We start from the raw sequence: 14,899 nt of genomic DNA, 5'->3' as shown, positions 1-14,899 counted from the left end.
CGCCCACCCCGTTCGACGCCCCCCGCGAGCGCGCCGACGCCGGCGACGACGTCCAGCTGGTCCCCGGCGCCCGCATCGCCGGTGGCCGCTACCGGCTGCTGGTTCCTCACGGCGGCACTGCGCCCCTGCACTTCTGGCAGGCGCTCGACACCGCCCTGGACCGCCAGGTGGCCCTCACCTTCGTCGACCCCGAGGGCACCCTGCCCGACGACGTCGTGCAGGAAATCCTGTCGCGCACCCTGCGGCTGAGCCGCATCGACAAGCCCGGCGTCGCCAGGGTGCTCGACGTCGTCCACACCAACTCCGGTGGGCTGGTGGTCGCCGAATGGATTCGCGGCGGCTCGCTGCAGGAGGTCGCCGACACCGCCCCGTCGCCCGTCGGGGCCGTGCGGGCCATGCAATCGCTGGCCGCTGCCGCCGACGCGGCCCACCGCGCCGGGGTCGCCCTGTCGATCGACGACCCGAGCCGGGTGCGGGTCAGCATCGAGGGTGACGTGGTGCTGGCCTACCCGGCGACCATGCCCAACGCCAACCCGCAAGACGACATCCGCGGCATCGGAGCCGGCGCTGGATGCGGGGCTCTCCATCGGGCGGTCGGTCACCTCCGGTCCTTTCGCTGTCCGGGCTCGGGCTGGCCGCTCCGGAGGCCTGGGCCGGGTCGGCTCCTGGACCGCATGCGCCCCAGGCGGGGACGAATTTCTCTGCTCAGGGTACGTGACGGGGCGCCGGTGAGACGATCCCGCCAGCGCAGCAGCTCGGCGGGGCCGCGGCGGCCGGCCCGTCAGCCGGGTACGCGCGGCGTCGAACGCGGCCCGTGCCTCGGGCACCCCGGCGCGCAGCATCACACCCGCCGTGATGGGCAGCATGATCAGCCCCAGCAGGACCAGCCGCAGCAAAGAGGCGGCGCCGCCGTGCCTGGTGAGCCCGTCCAGCCCGAGCAGCCGGTCCGCCACGTGCGCGAGCAGTCCCGCCAGCATCGACGCGGTCAGGGTCACCAGGATCGTGCGCACCTCGCCGACGCCGATCAGCTGGCCGCCGCCGGGTAGCAGGGTGTGCCGTAGCAGCAGGTAGCCGATGACCGCCCCGGCGAGGAACCCGACGCCGTTGGCCAGCCCGAGGTAGCCGGCGACCAGCTTGGGGTCGCTCGTCAGGTGCGGCGCGAGCACGGAGCCGACGATCTTGACCGCCGTGATGACGAGGATGATCACGATCGGTGTCCACGGCTGCTCGCGGGCGTAGAAGACGCGCAGCTGCAGCAACACCAACCCGTAGGGGATGAGGGTGAATGCCGACAGCGCGATCGCGACCCCCAGGTAGCCGGCGTCGACGTCGCCGAAGTGGCCGTAGGCGAACAGCGCGCTGCCGATCGCGGGCCCGCCGACGGTCATGAAGGCCACGATCGGGATCAGCGTGATCAGGGTCAGCCGGGTGGCCAGCGACAGGTCGCCGAGCACGGCGCGGGTGTCGTCGGCGGCCGCGTTGCGGCTCAGCCGCGGCATCACCACCGTCAGCACGGTCACCCCGATCATGCCGAAGGGCAGCATCAGGACCAGCCACGTGTAGTTGTAGATCGCCGGGCCGGACGCGGCGGCGGTGCTGGCGATCTGGTTGCCGACGACCAGGCCGAGCTGGCTGATCAGGACGTAGAGCACCATCGCGGCGGCCATGGTGCCGAACCGTTTGAGGCGCTGGTCGATGCCCCACAGCGGGCGCAGGCTGACGTGCTGGCGGCGCAGCGCGACCAGCAGCACCGCGGTCTGGGCGAAGACGCCAAGGGTGGTGCCCAGGGCCAGCACCAGCAGCTTGGTGTTGCCCATCCGCACCGGGTCCACGGACAGCTCGCCCGGCACCAACGCGTACACCGCCAGGGTGCCGAGCGCGACAACGTTGTTGACGACCGGCGCCCAGGCCGTCGGCCCAAACACGTTGCGGGTGTTCAGGATCGCCATGAACACCGACGTGAGGCCGTAGGCGAGCACCTGCGGCAGCAGGAGGTAGGCGAAGGCGACGGTCAGCGGCTCGTTGACCTGTGGGGCGCGGCCCAGCATCAGCCGCACCAGCAGCGGCGCGGCCAGCACCGACAGGGCGGTGGCGACTATCAGCAGGGCGGTCGTCAGCGTGACCAGGCGCCGCACGAACGCCGCGCCGCCGTCGGGATCGCCCTGCTCGGCGCGGGCCAGGACGGGCACGAAGATCGCCGTGAAGGTGGCCTCCAGCACCAGCGCGGCCACCAGGTTGGGCAGCTGGTTGGCCACGGAGAACGAGCTGGACAGCGCGGCGCCCAGCATGGCGGCGAGCAGCACGATGCGGGCGAAGCCGGTGAGCCGGCTGATCAGGGTGGCGAACGCCATCGCCCACGAGCGCGACACCAGGGCGGAGTCGGACAGCTCGGGGCGGCGCCGGTCGATGCCGGCGGGTACGGGCGGCAGGGGGCCGGTGGGCGGCGAGAGCGAGTGCCGGGGACGCCGCGCCGGCGGCGACGGCGGCACTCGGTGGTGGTGGGGGGGAGCCTGCCGGGAGGCGGGGTTCATACGCGGTGCTCTTCTTCGACCCGTTCGTCGACGTGCTTGGGGACGTCGTCGTAGCCGAGGTCGGGCGGGTCGGGGCGGTCCAGGTCGGCCGGGTCGGGCTGGCCCCGGAACCGGTGCCACAACCGCCGGCCGGCCAGGGTCACCAGCACCGCCGCGGCGGTCAGCGTGATGGCGAACAGCACCTTGCCGTAGGCGTTGGAATGCACCGACAGGCGCACCGGCTCGCCCAGCCGCAGGCCGTCGGGCGTGCGCAGGCTGGCGTCGATGGCGACCCGCTGAGTGAAGTTCACCTCGATGGGGACCCGCAGCGGCAGGTAGCCGGGCGGCAGTTCGATCTGCCCGACGTCGGTGACGGTCATCCCCGGCGGGGTGTCGAGCTGCAACCGCACCCGGATGGGGACGGCCAGCCCGTTGTGCAAGGCCAGCGGCAGCGGGCTGTGCTCGGTGGCCAGAGTGTACGAGCCGCCGGGGTTGACGATCGTCACGGCGCCGAACAGGTCATTGATGGTCTTAGCGACGACGACCATCCGCTGCTGGGCCAGGCCGTTGCGGGTGTCGGGCGGCTCCGACTGGCTCAGCGCCCGCAGCATGTCCTCGCGCAGCGGCGCGGTGTACTGGGCGCCGGTCAGGCCGGTGCGGTCGTCGGTGTCCAACGCCGCGGTGAAACCCCACAGCCGGCCGATCTGCCCGGTGATGTCCGCGGTGACGTCGTCACCGAAGCGGCCCCGGGCCGCGGTGTAGGCGCCGAGCTCCTCGGGCGGCTGGCCCGCGCCGGCGGCGGCCTGCGTGGCGTCGGCGACCACCGCGGGCAGCGGGCGCGGCACCGCCAGCCCGGAACGGATGCTGGTGGTCAGCGCGGTGAGGATGACCTGCGCGTCGTCGGCCTGCAGGTTCCACGCCGCGGGCGGGACGAGGACCTGGGTGCGCGGCGTGTCGTCGTGGCGCAGCGCGTGCCAGAAGATGGAGCCCAGGGCGTCTTGGCGCCGCGCGGTCACTGAGTCGTGGGCGAGGCGGATCGTCAGCGACGGGTCGAGGTAGGTCGGCACCTCGGGGGCGGCCCCGGCCCCGGCCAGTGCGGCGCCGACGGCCGGGTCGAACGGCGCGACGACCACCTGCGGGGACAGCCGGCGGGGCGCGGTGTCGACGCCGGGCCCCGGGGAGTCCGCCGACAGGTTGGCCGCGGCGACCGTGACCGTGGGGCCGCCGCCGTTGAGCAGCTTGACGGCCCGGTCGGTCAACGGGCCGTCGGGCAGCAGGGTGGCGCCGCGGACGGAGGCGACGTCGAGGATCTTGTCGACGATGCCGCCGATGGTGGTGGTGGCGGTGGCGCTCAACCCGGGATCGTTGACGCGTTGCAGGGCGTCGAGATCGGCCTCGGCGTAGGGCAGCGGCGCCACACAGGTCCGGTGCGCCAGGGCGCGCAGCCGGCTCAGCCATTGGGCCGCGGTGGCTTGGCCGGTGCCTGGGTGGGTCGGGGTGCCCGGCAACTGGGCCGGCCCGTCGGGGGAGTTGGACACGACGTAGCCGGCGGTCATCGCGTTGACGGTGACCAGCAAGTCAGGGTCGACCGCCAGGCACAGCGCCCGGTCGACGGCGCCGTCGGGGTCGACGTCGTGGCTGGTGGCGACCTCGGCCGCCGCCAACAGGATGTCCAGCCGGCCGCCGGGGGCCAGGGAGGTGGCCAGGTCGTCGTCGATGAGCCGCACCGGGATCGTGCCGCCGGGGACGCCGGGGGACAGCCGCGGCCGGTCGGCCAGGGGCCACAGCATCGTGATCCCGACGGGTTTGGAGGTGTCCGGCGCGACGGCCGATTCCAGGTCGTCGGCCTTATCCGGCGGCACACCCACGGCCGGCAGCAGGAAGCGCGCGTTGTCCAGCCGCGCGGGAGCGCCGTAGTCGGGTGTCCCGTTCACGTTGACCAGGACGGGGAAAATGCCGGGCTTGTCGACGCCCAGCGACGGCTTGGTCAGCGAGCGCAGCGGGGCCGATAGCGTGAACCCCACCTCCTGGCCGCGCTCCAGCTCGGGCGAGACGGTGAGGAAGTCCGCGGCCGGCTGGTACCCGTCAGTGTCACCGTCCAGCGAGGTCCGCAGGCCGGCCGAGCCGGTGACGGCGTCGGCGTGCTCGAGGCGCACCATGACGTCGCGGACGGGGCGGTCGCCGATGTTGGCCACCATGCCGGTGACCGTGACGACAGGCTGGCTGGTGGTGGTCACGACGTCCGGGGTCACCTGGTCGATGCGGACCCGCACGAACGGCGTCACGCCCGGCTCACCCGCGGTCGCTCGAGGCAGCACGGGCGCGGTGAGCATGGCGATGCCGGCGATGACACCGAGGACGGCGGCCAGGCGCGATAGGCCGGACCAACGCAGTCGGGGCGCCGTCACGGCAAGGGCCCGTGCCCGTTGTTGCGGCTGGTGGCCGGCTTGTCCGCGTGCCGGGTGCGCGAGTGGGTCTGGGGCCGGCGCCGCGGGGTGCTTGGCGGCAGTGGCGGCAGGGCGGCCGGGCCGTCGCTTTGTAGCTTGTCGATGAGCTCGTCGGCCACCTGGGCCAGGCGCCGCTCGTCGGCGTAGGCCAGCCGGGACGGCAGCTCGCGGATCGGCACCCAGGCCACCTCCGCGACCTCGACGTCCTCGTCGGAGAGCTCGCCGCCGGAGAAGCGCATGAGGTAGTGGTGCACGGTCTTGTGGACTCGCCGGCCGTCGGTGACGAACCAGTAGTCGATGCGGCCCAACGCCGCGAGCACACTGCCGCGGATGCCGGTCTCCTCGGCGACCTCCCTGATGGCGGTCTGCTCGGCCGTTTCACCCTGCTCGATGTGCCCTTTCGGCAGTGACCAGAGCATGCGGCCGCGCCGGTCGACGCGGCCGATCAGCGCCGCGACCTGCGCGTCGCGGGGCCCGTCGATGCCGTCGATCACCAGCCCGCCCGCTGAGGTCTCGTGGACGGTGCGCAACTGGTCGTGAGCGCGGCGCGGCGAGCGGGTGCGACGCTGCTTCGTCGTCGTCGAGTCGCCGGTCGCCTTCTCAGGTTGTTGAGCATCGGGGGCAGCCGAGGCGCCGCGACCGCGGCGCCGACCCCGGCGCCGGCGCGGCTTGCCTGCTTCGCCTTCCGACACCCAAGCGATAGTAGCTGGCACGACATGGCGCCCCGGACATACTCGCCGCGATGAGGCGCGGCAGGTCACGACCTGTTCTCAGAGCGGGCCGATGGCGCTGGCGATGGCGAACGCCGGGACGAAGATGAGGATGGATAGCGGGCCGGACAAGGTCCCGAGCAGCATCCCGCGCCCGATTTGGCCCCACCTGCCCGGTGCCCGCGCGACGACGGCGCCGACGGCGGCGTAGGCCAGGCAGATCGGCAGCACGAAGATGACGAATGGCCACATCGGCATGCACAGGAGCCAAGTCGTCAAATCCGCCACGACGAGATGAATGATCGTCACGGCGAACGTCAGAGGACCGTAGGGGCGCGCAGCCAATGAGCCGTTCACCGTAGGATCAGGTAGTCGAAGATCGAGCCGCCCACGAGCACCGCCACCGTGCAGCTCGCCATGCTCAAGCCCAGCCCTCGCCGGTATGACGCTTGAGATCTCAACAGAGCGGCGCTCGCCGAGAGCGCCGTCACCGCCGTGACGGCGAGGGCGGTCAGCATCCAAGCGCGCTCCCCGGCGTATGCATCGTGATTCCTGAAAGGCCCCTCGCCCAAGAGCCACATGGTCAGGAGCAGCACTGCCAGTATCAGTTGGACGAGGAGCGGCGCCGACAACGTCGCCGCCCGCCAGGCACGGTCGTCGAAAAAGTTCATATCTTTAGAGGGCGGCATGCAAATTACATCCGTCAGTAGCCGCTAGGCGGTGACAGGCTGCCCTGGTGGCAGCGGCGGGACAACTGGTGGATATGACGTTGGGCCGAAGTCGGTCGCGGGCAGCGGAAACGTGACGTCGTAACGAGGATTCCATCGACCATTGTCAAATGGTGCGAATGCCTTCCCCCCTAAAGGGCCCAAGTCATGATGTCGCCACAGATTCAATGCCGGCCCTCCCGAGCTGCCCGACTTCGCTGGATCAATCAACAATGTGCGGGTCGTGCCATCCGGGAGGTCCTGGTACGCCTCTAGAGAGGGGTAGTTGGTCCTGGTTCCATTTATCTCGACACCGTGCGGACCCGGCGTGAATACAAGGTCGCCGTTGACGGTAATCGTGTGTCCCGCTAATGGTCCATTAGGATCAGCTGTAAAGCCTGGCGCGAACGGATTACCTGCATCGTACTTAACACGAACCGATCCGTCGGAAAGCTGAGTGACGCTACCCTTTGGGGTGCCGACCTTCACGGTGCCTGGACCACCGGTGGGTGTCTCCTCGACAGACGGGTTCTGACGCAGCACCACAACACCGTTCTCGTAGTCAATGTATGTCGTAACTTTAGTGTCTTCGGGATCGAAATGTATTTCTGGGCCGCGATTATTTCCCAAGTCTCTATTTCCGGTGAGCGAACCCGTCACGTCGCGCTGCGGTATCCACTGCGAAACACGCACAATACCTTGACCCGGCACTGGGCGAATCCTCACCACCTCAACATTGGACTTTACACCCTTGAACTTTGGGTCGTAAGTCTGCGGGTCAAGCGCGGCTGCAGTCTCCCAGTCGGCGGCGGAAATGGGGTCTCTCCCGAACACCTGCTTGAACGCACGGATTTGATTTTGCAGCCGTTGGTCATCCTGTGCTTGCTGCGCGGGCGACGCCGAAAGTTGACCGTTGACACCCTCGATCAGCGATGGATCGTACCCATCCCGCATACGTAGGTTAGTCATCGAAGTCTGAAGCGTCCGCGAATACTGATCGCGTATCCCGTTAAGCTTCTTCAACGACGCTTTCGTATCGTCGAGTGCATGCTTCTCAAGTCCGTCGATATAGTGGTCGATAAGTTGCCTCTCCAGAGGTGTAGGCTTTTGCTTCTCTTCTAGCTCGACAGCCTCGCCGATCTGGTCGTCTATTGCTTGAAGTTGACTTTCAAGGTTAGCGATTTCTGCGCCACCGGCACGCTGCGCATCAGCTAGCGCGGCCGCGATGGTCTCAAGGTCGGCACCGATGCTGGGCAGCTGCGCCGCTTGAACGCCTAACAATGTCGTGGCCCTCCGCACTTCTGCAGAGTCATTTATTGGATTACCGCCGTTCTCACGCGTCCAAGACTCATCGAACTTAGCTTTCGCCTGACGAAAAGTTTGTTCGGCTTCACCTGTAGATTGGCCCGCATCGTGAAACGCTTGGGCAAGATGGGATATCTGCGCTGGGCGACCGCTTTGCAACGTCGCATTGACCTTCCAGGGGTCACCTCCCGCAAACATGATCAATGCCACCTTGCTGATGTATCGAAGATGCATCGCACAAACCCGCCGCCCGTCGTATCTCGTGCAAAAGACGCTACTACGAGGGGTCTAGTGGTCAACTCACCTAAGCCGGTGCGAGGCCGCTCACACGGCTTGTCCGACTAGGCTCAACGAACGTGCCCGAAGCCGCCCAAGACGCCGAGTTGCTGACCGCCGCCGCGGTTGCACTCAACCGGCATGCGCCCATGCTCGCCGAGCTGGGCGCGGCCTTCGAGGACGCGGGCCGCGAGCTGTTCCTCGTCGGCGGGTCCGTGCGGGATGCGTTGCTGGGCAGACTGAGTCCCGACCTCGACTTCACTACCGACGCCCGCCCGCCGCAGGTCCAGCAGATCCTGCGGCGTTGGGCCGATAGCCTGTGGGACACCGGGATTCAATTCGGCACTGTCGGGGTCGGCAAGGATAGGCACCGGCTGGAGATCACGACGTTCCGCGCCGACACCTACGACCAGGTGTCGCGCAATCCCGAGGTCCGCTTCGGCGACCGGCTCGAGGATGATCTCGTGCGCCGCGACTTCACCGTCAACGCGTTGGCGGTGCGCATCACGCGGACGGGTCCTGGTGAATTCCTCGATCCCTTGGGCGGTTTGGCGGCGCTGCGTGACAAGGTGCTCGACACGCCCGCCGCCCCCGAGGTGTCGTTCGGCGATGACCCACTGCGGATGCTGCGCGCCGCGCGGTTCGTGTCGCAGCTGGGGTTCGCCGTCGCGCCGCGCGTGCGCGCGGCGATCGAGGAGATGGCCCCGCAGCTGGAACGGATCAGCGCCGAACGCGTCGCCGTCGAACTGGACAAACTGCTGCTCGGCGCCGACCCCGTGGCCGGGATCGACCTGTTGGTGCAAACCGGGATGGGCCGGGTGGTGTTGCCGGAGGTGGGCGGCATGCAGATGGCCATCGACGAACACCACCAGCACAAGGACGTCTATCAGCATTCGCTGACGGTGCTGCGCCAGGCGATGGCGCTCGAAGACGACGGCCCGGACTTGGTGCTGCGCTGGGCCGCCCTGCTGCATGACATCGGCAAGCCCGCGACCCGCCGCCACGAACCCAACGGCGGCGTGAGCTTTCACCACCACGAAGTGGTGGGCGCCAAGATGGTGCGAAAGCGGTTGCGCGCGTTGAAGTATTCGAAGCAAATGGTCGACGACATCGCGCAGCTGGTGTTTCTCCACTTGCGGTTTCACGGCTACGGCGAGGGTAAGTGGACCGATTCCGCGGTGCGCCGCTATGTCACCGATGCGGGGCCGCTGCTGCCGCGGCTACACAAGTTGGTGCGCGCCGACTGCACGACGCGTAACAAGCGCCGCGCCGCCCGGCTGCAGTCCAGCTACGACCGGCTCGAGCAGCGCATCGCCGAGCTGGCTGCGCAAGAGGATCTCGCGCGGGTGCGTCCCGACCTCGACGGCAACCAGATCATGAAGTTGCTCGACATCCCGGCTGGCCCGCAAGTCGGCGAGGCGTGGCGCTTCCTGAAGGAGCTGCGACTCGAGCGCGGTCCGTTGAGTGATGAGGAAGCGACTGCAGAGTTGTTGGCGTGGTGGCAATCTCGGGGGAACCCGTAGCGGGGACTCCAACGTTATGGTTGGCGGCTGCTTGGCCCGATCGGCCATCGGCGCACCGCCCGGTAGGCAACGTAATAGCTAATCGTCGGCGCCAATCCCAGCGGTACCGAGGCAGCCGAGATCAGGATTGCTTGCAAATGTTGGCCGCGGGCGACGGGCAGGTTGCGCGCTCCGTCGTCGGCGCCGCTGACCGCGGCCAGTAGGACGAAAAATGCTGCAGCAGCTGCGATTCCCCAATTCCAACCAGAAACACATGCCGCAGTCGAAACCAGGCACGCGAGCGCAACAAGAAGCCACCACATGTTGCGCGCCGACAACGTTGCAGAGCCCACTCGGTACGAGTTGGTAGAGGTGGTGGACGACGGGGGCGCTGACAGGCCGTTCGTTTCTTGATGGCTCATGACCGAGTAGGTATGGCCGCCGATCTTGAGGTATGGGGTACGCAGGTATGCGTAGGTCACCGCGGCGAACAGCCCCAGAGATCCGATGGCCGCGCTGCCTTGCCAGCCCCGTGGGGAGACAGCGGCGGCAAAGCAAAGGGTGGTGACTAGCCAGCCCAGCCAATAAACCTTTCGGTCTAGCTCACGGTCTCGAATGATGACACTGCCGACCGCGGTAGCGAGCCCGACAACAAAACCAGCGAACAGCAGTCCACTGGCCCAGGATGGGTACTGGAACGAGTGCTGGGCGACAGTGCTGGCTGCTGTAAGGACACTGTTATTTGTCGAACTGGCCACCGATAGCCCCGCCCGCTTCTCCGCCAACGAAGCCGAAGAATGCGGCTCCGACCATAGCTCCGACGAAAGCACCTTCGGGCCCGAACGCAGATCCGAACGCGGCGCCACCAGCAGTTGCGCCGAGCCACCCACCGGCAATACTGCCTCCCGCCTTTCCCGCAGATACGCCGAACCCAGCACCATGCAGGTAGTCATTGGTGGCCAGAGCTACCTCGGCCAACGTTCCACTTCGACCCATGATCTTGCCGGCTCTTTCGAACGCTTCAACGTCCGCAGAAGTGAACGCGCTTACCGCGTGCCTACCGCCGCGGGCAGCCAATGAACCGTCCGCACCGGCGCCAGCGAGAGTTACGATTTGGCCCTGCTGCCGGACGATGTCAGCCCACGGCACACCACGCGAGATGTCGCCCGCCGCGGCTGTGGCAGCAGTTGGCGACATGCCCTTGGATACCAACCCTCTGATTGCCTCTTGTGTCACGAAGGCGCGGGCGTGTTGCTCGCCATCATCGAGCAGCTGCGTCGCCTGATCAGCCGGCAAAGATGATGTTCCCGGTAAACCCTGCTCAAGCTTCTTCTGCCAGTCCAAGCGCATCTGGGCACGAGTACGCGCGTCAACGCCTAGGACAGGATCGACTGGCATAGGTCCGGAGAATTGGGACGCATTGAAATCACCAAGACGCTCGCTTGCGAGCCGCTGAGACTCGGGATCTCCGTGCGGATCAGTAATGGTGGCGAAATCTTTCAGCCGTTGCGTGGCGTCGGCTCGATCACCGGCGGAACTCTGGGGATTATCCAGAATTGCTTGGTCTTTGGCGCGCTGGTGAGTGTTGTATGCCTCGACAGCCGTCTGCTCCCTTTCCGGCAGACTCATCTGGCCGTCGAAGTCGTAACCTTGGATGGCGGCCGGGTCGTATCCGTCTTGGGCACGCAATGTAGTAAGCGAATCCTGCAGCTGTCGGGAATAGTCACCCCGTAACGATTGAAGCTGCTGCAGTGAGGCTTTGGTGCGAGCGACGGCATCATCTCCGAGTTCGTTGATGTGTTCGTCCACGAGTGCTTCATCGGTTGACGTGAGACCACCTTGGTTCTCTAGTTGAATTGCTCGACCAAGCTCGTCGTCTATTGTCTTTAACTGAGAGTTGAGCGCATTGATCTTCTGGGCTGCAGCCTTTTGGGTGTCGGCTAGAGCTATAGCGATATGTTCGAGATCAAGGCCAATTTTCGGCAAATGAGCTGCTTGAACTCCCAGTGATCGAGTAGCGCGTTGTACTTCCGCTGAGCCATTGATCGGATGCGTGCCGCGGGCACCAGTCCAGGCTGCCTCAAATCGACGACAAGCCTCGTCGAAGGCGGCGTCGGCTTCCGACGTGCACCGGCCCGCATCGTGGAATGCCTTCGCGAGGTCGGCGATCAGCTCCGGCCGTCCCGCCTGCAAGGTTTCATTAACAGCCCACGGGTCACCGCCCGCTTCGGCAATCAATGTCGGAATATCTAGGTGATCGAAGTGCACCAAGGCTCCCACATCAAGCTTGAGGTGTATTCCAACGGCTAGGGCGTCGTCAACCGTTGAGACTACTACTGGCCGATAATGGAGCGCAGTGTCGATGTTGGGCATGACTTTGTCCCAATGTGAATTAGGTGGACCGTCTATACGCGGGAAGCTTCGTGCGCTTCGCGCTCACGTTGAGACGGCCCGGCGGGATTACCGGAACCCGTAGCGATAGCCGAGCGTCACATTACGCATGGATTACTGCCTACATGGGGACGACGGCACCGCGGCGTTGTGGCACGCGCAACCGGATCTAGACCTGGACGGTGACGGCCGATTCGATTCGTATGCACTTGATTTCGACGGCGACGGTCTGCGCGACGACGCTCTCGCCGATTTGGACGGGGATGGCATTGCCGACCACCTAGTCCTTGACCTGGACAATGATGGCACCCCGGAGGCGTACTTCACGGACGACGGGTCCGGAACGTGGGGGGTGGCAACGGAGCGGGGCGGAAATCAGCTGCGCTGGTTCGGCCTTGACGGGGTCGAACACACGGGCGGCCCGCTGGTCGATTTCGACGGCCACGGCCAGCCCGACGACCGGCTCTTCGATACCGACGGCGACGGCTTGGCCGACCGGGTACTGTCCACCGACGGAGGCGGGACCACCGGGTACATCGACACCGATGGTGATGGCAGATGGAACCTACGGCTGACCGACTCCGACGGTGACGGGCTGGCCGACGGCGCGAGCCCGTTGTGACCGCGAGAAGTCCGAGCAATGCAACTGCGGCACATCAGCATTCCGATGCTGATCGTCGAAGCCGGCGATGACCCGTGGGTGCTTGACGCGAGTCTGCAAGCCGGCCGTCCGGCACAGATCGCTCGGCTGGCGCAGGCCTTCCACGATGCGGGTCAGAGCGCGAGCGAGGCGGGCTTCGCGTTCGAGCACGCACGGTTCTTCTTCCGCGCTTCATGGGAACGAGGAGTCGGCCCGCACCCGATCGACGACGCCACGGAAGTGGGTCGCGTCGTCGCGAAACTAGGGTTGCAAGCAGTACAACTGCCCCGGATTGCGGTCGACTTGGACCAGCTCGCCATTGCCCTGGCTGAAGCGCAGCGGACGTCGGCGCGTCACATCGGTGCGCTCGAAGACGACCTGGCCACCATCGACGGTGAAGTCGGTGCCGGGCATGCAGATATAGACCGCCTGTGCGCAGACGCGATTGCCGAGACGCGGGCGATTGCGTTCCAGCTGAGGCGCGTTCGTGACGAGTACGCCCTGGGCTTGCAGGGCGCTGTGGCGCGCCTGCGGTTCGACGGTGTCGACCCGTCAGAGGTCAGAACTGTCGACGAACTGTTGATCCCGCCTCCGGACAGCGCACCGCCGTCGATTGCAAGTTGGTGGTCTTCGCTTAACGACACACAGAAGGCCATGCTGGTCGCTCAGCACCCCCCGCAGTTGGGAAACCTCAACGGCATCCCCGCCCAAGTGCGTGACCAGGTCAACCGCGCGGTGCTGAAAGATGACCTACAGCGGGTGGAAAGCGTTGCGCGACAACATGGGTGGGCGGCGGACTCGTTGCGGGATGACGTCCTCCACGACCGAGGCCGAGAAGAGCTTGCCTCCCCGGAAAGTTACGGCCTGTCCGCCGAAGACGTCGCCCGATATCAAAACGCCGTGCGCACCGATCAGGGCTTGGACCTGAGCAGGGGCGCGGACCCGCCGAACGCACGCCCGGTCTTGCTGTGGGCTTACGATCCGGTCGCGTTCGGCCGCGAGGGGAGGGCTGCCATCGCCATCGGCAACCCGGACACGGCCCGAAACACCGCCGTGGTGGTGCCGGGGAGCAACAGCAGCGTGAAGGGCGGTTGGTTCTCCGATGGTCCCGACGAGGCGATCAACCTGTATGAGCAGTCGCTGCGTGCCGATCCGTCGCGGGCGACTGCGGTGCTCGCCTGGATGGGCTACGACGCCCCGACTTTCGAGGCGCCACAGTGGGATCGGACTCTGGTTGACGCCCGGAGGTTAACGGAGATCGGTACGCCTTGGATGGCGCGGCAGGCTGGCGCAGCGCTGACCGCCGACGTCAACGGCCTAGCGGCGACCCACCAAGCGCCGGCGCCTGGCCACGTAACCGTCCTCGGGCATTCCTACGGGGCGACGACGGTGGCCGATGCATTCACCATGGGTATGCACGCCAACGACGCCGTCTTAGTGGGCTGTCCCGGAACGGACCTGGCTTCTCGGGCCGCGGACTTTCATCTGCAAGGGGGAAGGCTGTACGTCGGTGCGGCGTCAACCGACGCGGTCAGCTGGATAGGCGAGAGCGGCACTGGGCTACCCACAGGCCTCAACGACCTCCTCGGAGCCCCCGTCGGTCCCGCGGCCGGTCTGGGCGCCGACCCCGCGCACGCCAGCTTCGGCGCGGTGCGCTTCCGCGCAGAGGTCACCGGTTCACACAGCGTGCTGCCATGGTTCACCGACCACTCGCATTACTACGACCCCGGCAGTGAGTCGCTGCACAACATGACGGAGATCGTCGTGGGGCGGGGGGAGGCGTTAGCGGCCGAAGGCATGACAGCATCGCCCAGAGGTGAAGGCCGGCTCTCCAGCTTGCGTGAAGTCCGCACGCCGTGGGGCACGCTGCGTTTGCCGCACCTCGAGATCCCAACACCTATCACCGTTGATCCCGAGTGGGACAGGGCGGACGTCACAAACAGCCATGGGTTCTGACGGCGACTTATCGAAGTGAATTGACCGCCCCTGGCGGGGTATTTAGCCTGGTCATAACGGATCGCACGTGCGATGGGATGCAGACCCGAAAGGACATCCGATGTTCGTCGACACTGACCTTTTGCACTCGGGCGGCAACCAATCCCACCGTGCCGGTGGGCACGCCCGCGATGGGGCCGACCGGTTGGCGCAAGGACCGCTGGAGTCGGGAATGTTCGGCGACTTCGGCGCCGCCGATGCCTTCCACGACGCGGTCACCACCTCACACGGCCAGCACGTGAAAACGCTTCAGGCACACCACGAGACGCTGACCGGTGTCGGGACGAAGGCCCACGTCGCCGCCAAAGGTTTCACTAATATGGACAACACCAACGCGAGCGATCTGCGGGCGCTTCGCCCTAGCGGCGGGCCGGGGACGCGGAACGCCTGAGAAGCCCGACTGCGCGACGCCCGAA

At 66.9% G+C, this 14,899-nt stretch carries 12 protein-coding genes; 4 read left to right on the top strand and 8 right to left on the bottom strand.

Features of this window, described 5'->3' with window-relative positions; genetic code table 11:
- The 6 genes from A5700_RS01640 to A5700_RS24890 all read right to left on the bottom strand — a co-directional run.
- Positions 1–2,531, bottom strand: a 2,531-nt coding sequence (locus A5700_RS01640; protein WP_369828200.1) for a lipid II flippase MurJ, incomplete at its 3' end; no start/stop codon positions are given.
- Positions 2,528–4,918, bottom strand: coding sequence for a hypothetical protein (locus A5700_RS01635; protein WP_068069852.1), 2,391 nt, complete (start codon positions 4,916–4,918; stop codon positions 2,528–2,530). The genes A5700_RS01640 and A5700_RS01635, both read right to left, overlap by 4 nt.
- Positions 4,915–5,649 carry an NUDIX hydrolase gene (locus tag A5700_RS01630; RefSeq protein WP_068069850.1) on the bottom strand — a complete coding sequence of 245 codons (735 nt, stop codon included), beginning with the start codon at positions 5,647–5,649 and terminating at the stop codon, positions 4,915–4,917. Before A5700_RS01630 ends, A5700_RS01635 begins: the two co-directional genes overlap by 4 nt.
- Positions 5,650–5,727: 78 nt before the next feature.
- Positions 5,728–5,955, bottom strand: a complete 228-nt coding sequence (locus tag A5700_RS01625) for a hypothetical protein (protein WP_068069866.1) — start codon at positions 5,953–5,955, stop codon at positions 5,728–5,730.
- 65 nt (positions 5,956–6,020) lie between these two features.
- Positions 6,021–6,338: a hypothetical protein gene (locus tag A5700_RS01620; RefSeq protein ID WP_231973784.1), complete on the bottom strand. Its 318-nt coding sequence runs from the start codon at positions 6,336–6,338 to the stop codon at positions 6,021–6,023.
- Positions 6,339–6,380: 42 nt separating this feature from the next.
- Positions 6,381–7,913, bottom strand: a complete 1,533-nt coding sequence (locus A5700_RS24890; protein ID WP_082960478.1) for a hypothetical protein — start codon at positions 7,911–7,913, stop codon at positions 6,381–6,383.
- 122 nt (positions 7,914–8,035) lie between these two features.
- Here A5700_RS24890 and A5700_RS01615 point away from each other — a divergent pair, with 122 nt between their 5' ends.
- Positions 8,036–9,478, top strand: coding sequence for a CCA tRNA nucleotidyltransferase (locus tag A5700_RS01615; protein WP_068069848.1), 1,443 nt, complete (start codon positions 8,036–8,038; stop codon positions 9,476–9,478).
- Between the two features lie 14 nt (positions 9,479–9,492).
- Here the strand turns inward: A5700_RS01615 and A5700_RS25850 are convergent, their stop codons facing one another.
- Together A5700_RS25850 and A5700_RS25845 are read right to left on the bottom strand one after the other, a co-directional pair.
- The gene (locus tag A5700_RS25850; RefSeq protein ID WP_156671024.1) at positions 9,493–10,215 is read right to left on the bottom strand and encodes a hypothetical protein; all 723 of its coding nucleotides are present in this window, start codon (positions 10,213–10,215) and stop codon (positions 9,493–9,495) included.
- The gene (locus A5700_RS25845; protein WP_156671023.1) at positions 10,196–11,830 is read right to left on the bottom strand and encodes a hypothetical protein; all 1,635 of its coding nucleotides are present in this window, start codon (positions 11,828–11,830) and stop codon (positions 10,196–10,198) included. Before A5700_RS25845 ends, A5700_RS25850 begins: the two co-directional genes overlap by 20 nt.
- A gap of 127 nt (positions 11,831–11,957) precedes the next feature.
- On the opposite strand from A5700_RS25845, the gene A5700_RS01610 reads away from it, so the two are divergent.
- From A5700_RS01610 to A5700_RS01600, 3 genes are all read left to right on the top strand, one after another.
- Entirely contained in the window at positions 11,958–12,470 is a 513-nt protein-coding gene (locus tag A5700_RS01610) for a pullulanase (protein ID WP_068069846.1), read from the top strand.
- 18 nt (positions 12,471–12,488) lie between these two features.
- The gene (locus A5700_RS01605) at positions 12,489–14,444 is read left to right on the top strand and encodes an alpha/beta hydrolase (protein ID WP_068069844.1); all 1,956 of its coding nucleotides are present in this window, start codon (positions 12,489–12,491) and stop codon (positions 14,442–14,444) included.
- A 100-nt stretch (positions 14,445–14,544) separates the two neighbouring features.
- Complete coding sequence (locus A5700_RS01600) at positions 14,545–14,874, top strand: DUF2563 family protein (RefSeq protein WP_068069842.1); 330 nt, start codon at positions 14,545–14,547, stop codon at positions 14,872–14,874.
- Positions 14,875–14,899 lie beyond the last annotated feature (25 nt).

The organism is Mycobacterium sp. E1214 (assembly GCF_001666755.1).
In the GTDB taxonomy this organism is placed as follows: Bacteria; Actinomycetota; Actinomycetes; order Mycobacteriales; family Mycobacteriaceae; genus Mycobacterium.
Note: the sequence above shows the minus strand (reverse complement) of the source record. Positions and strands in the feature narration are given on the sequence as shown.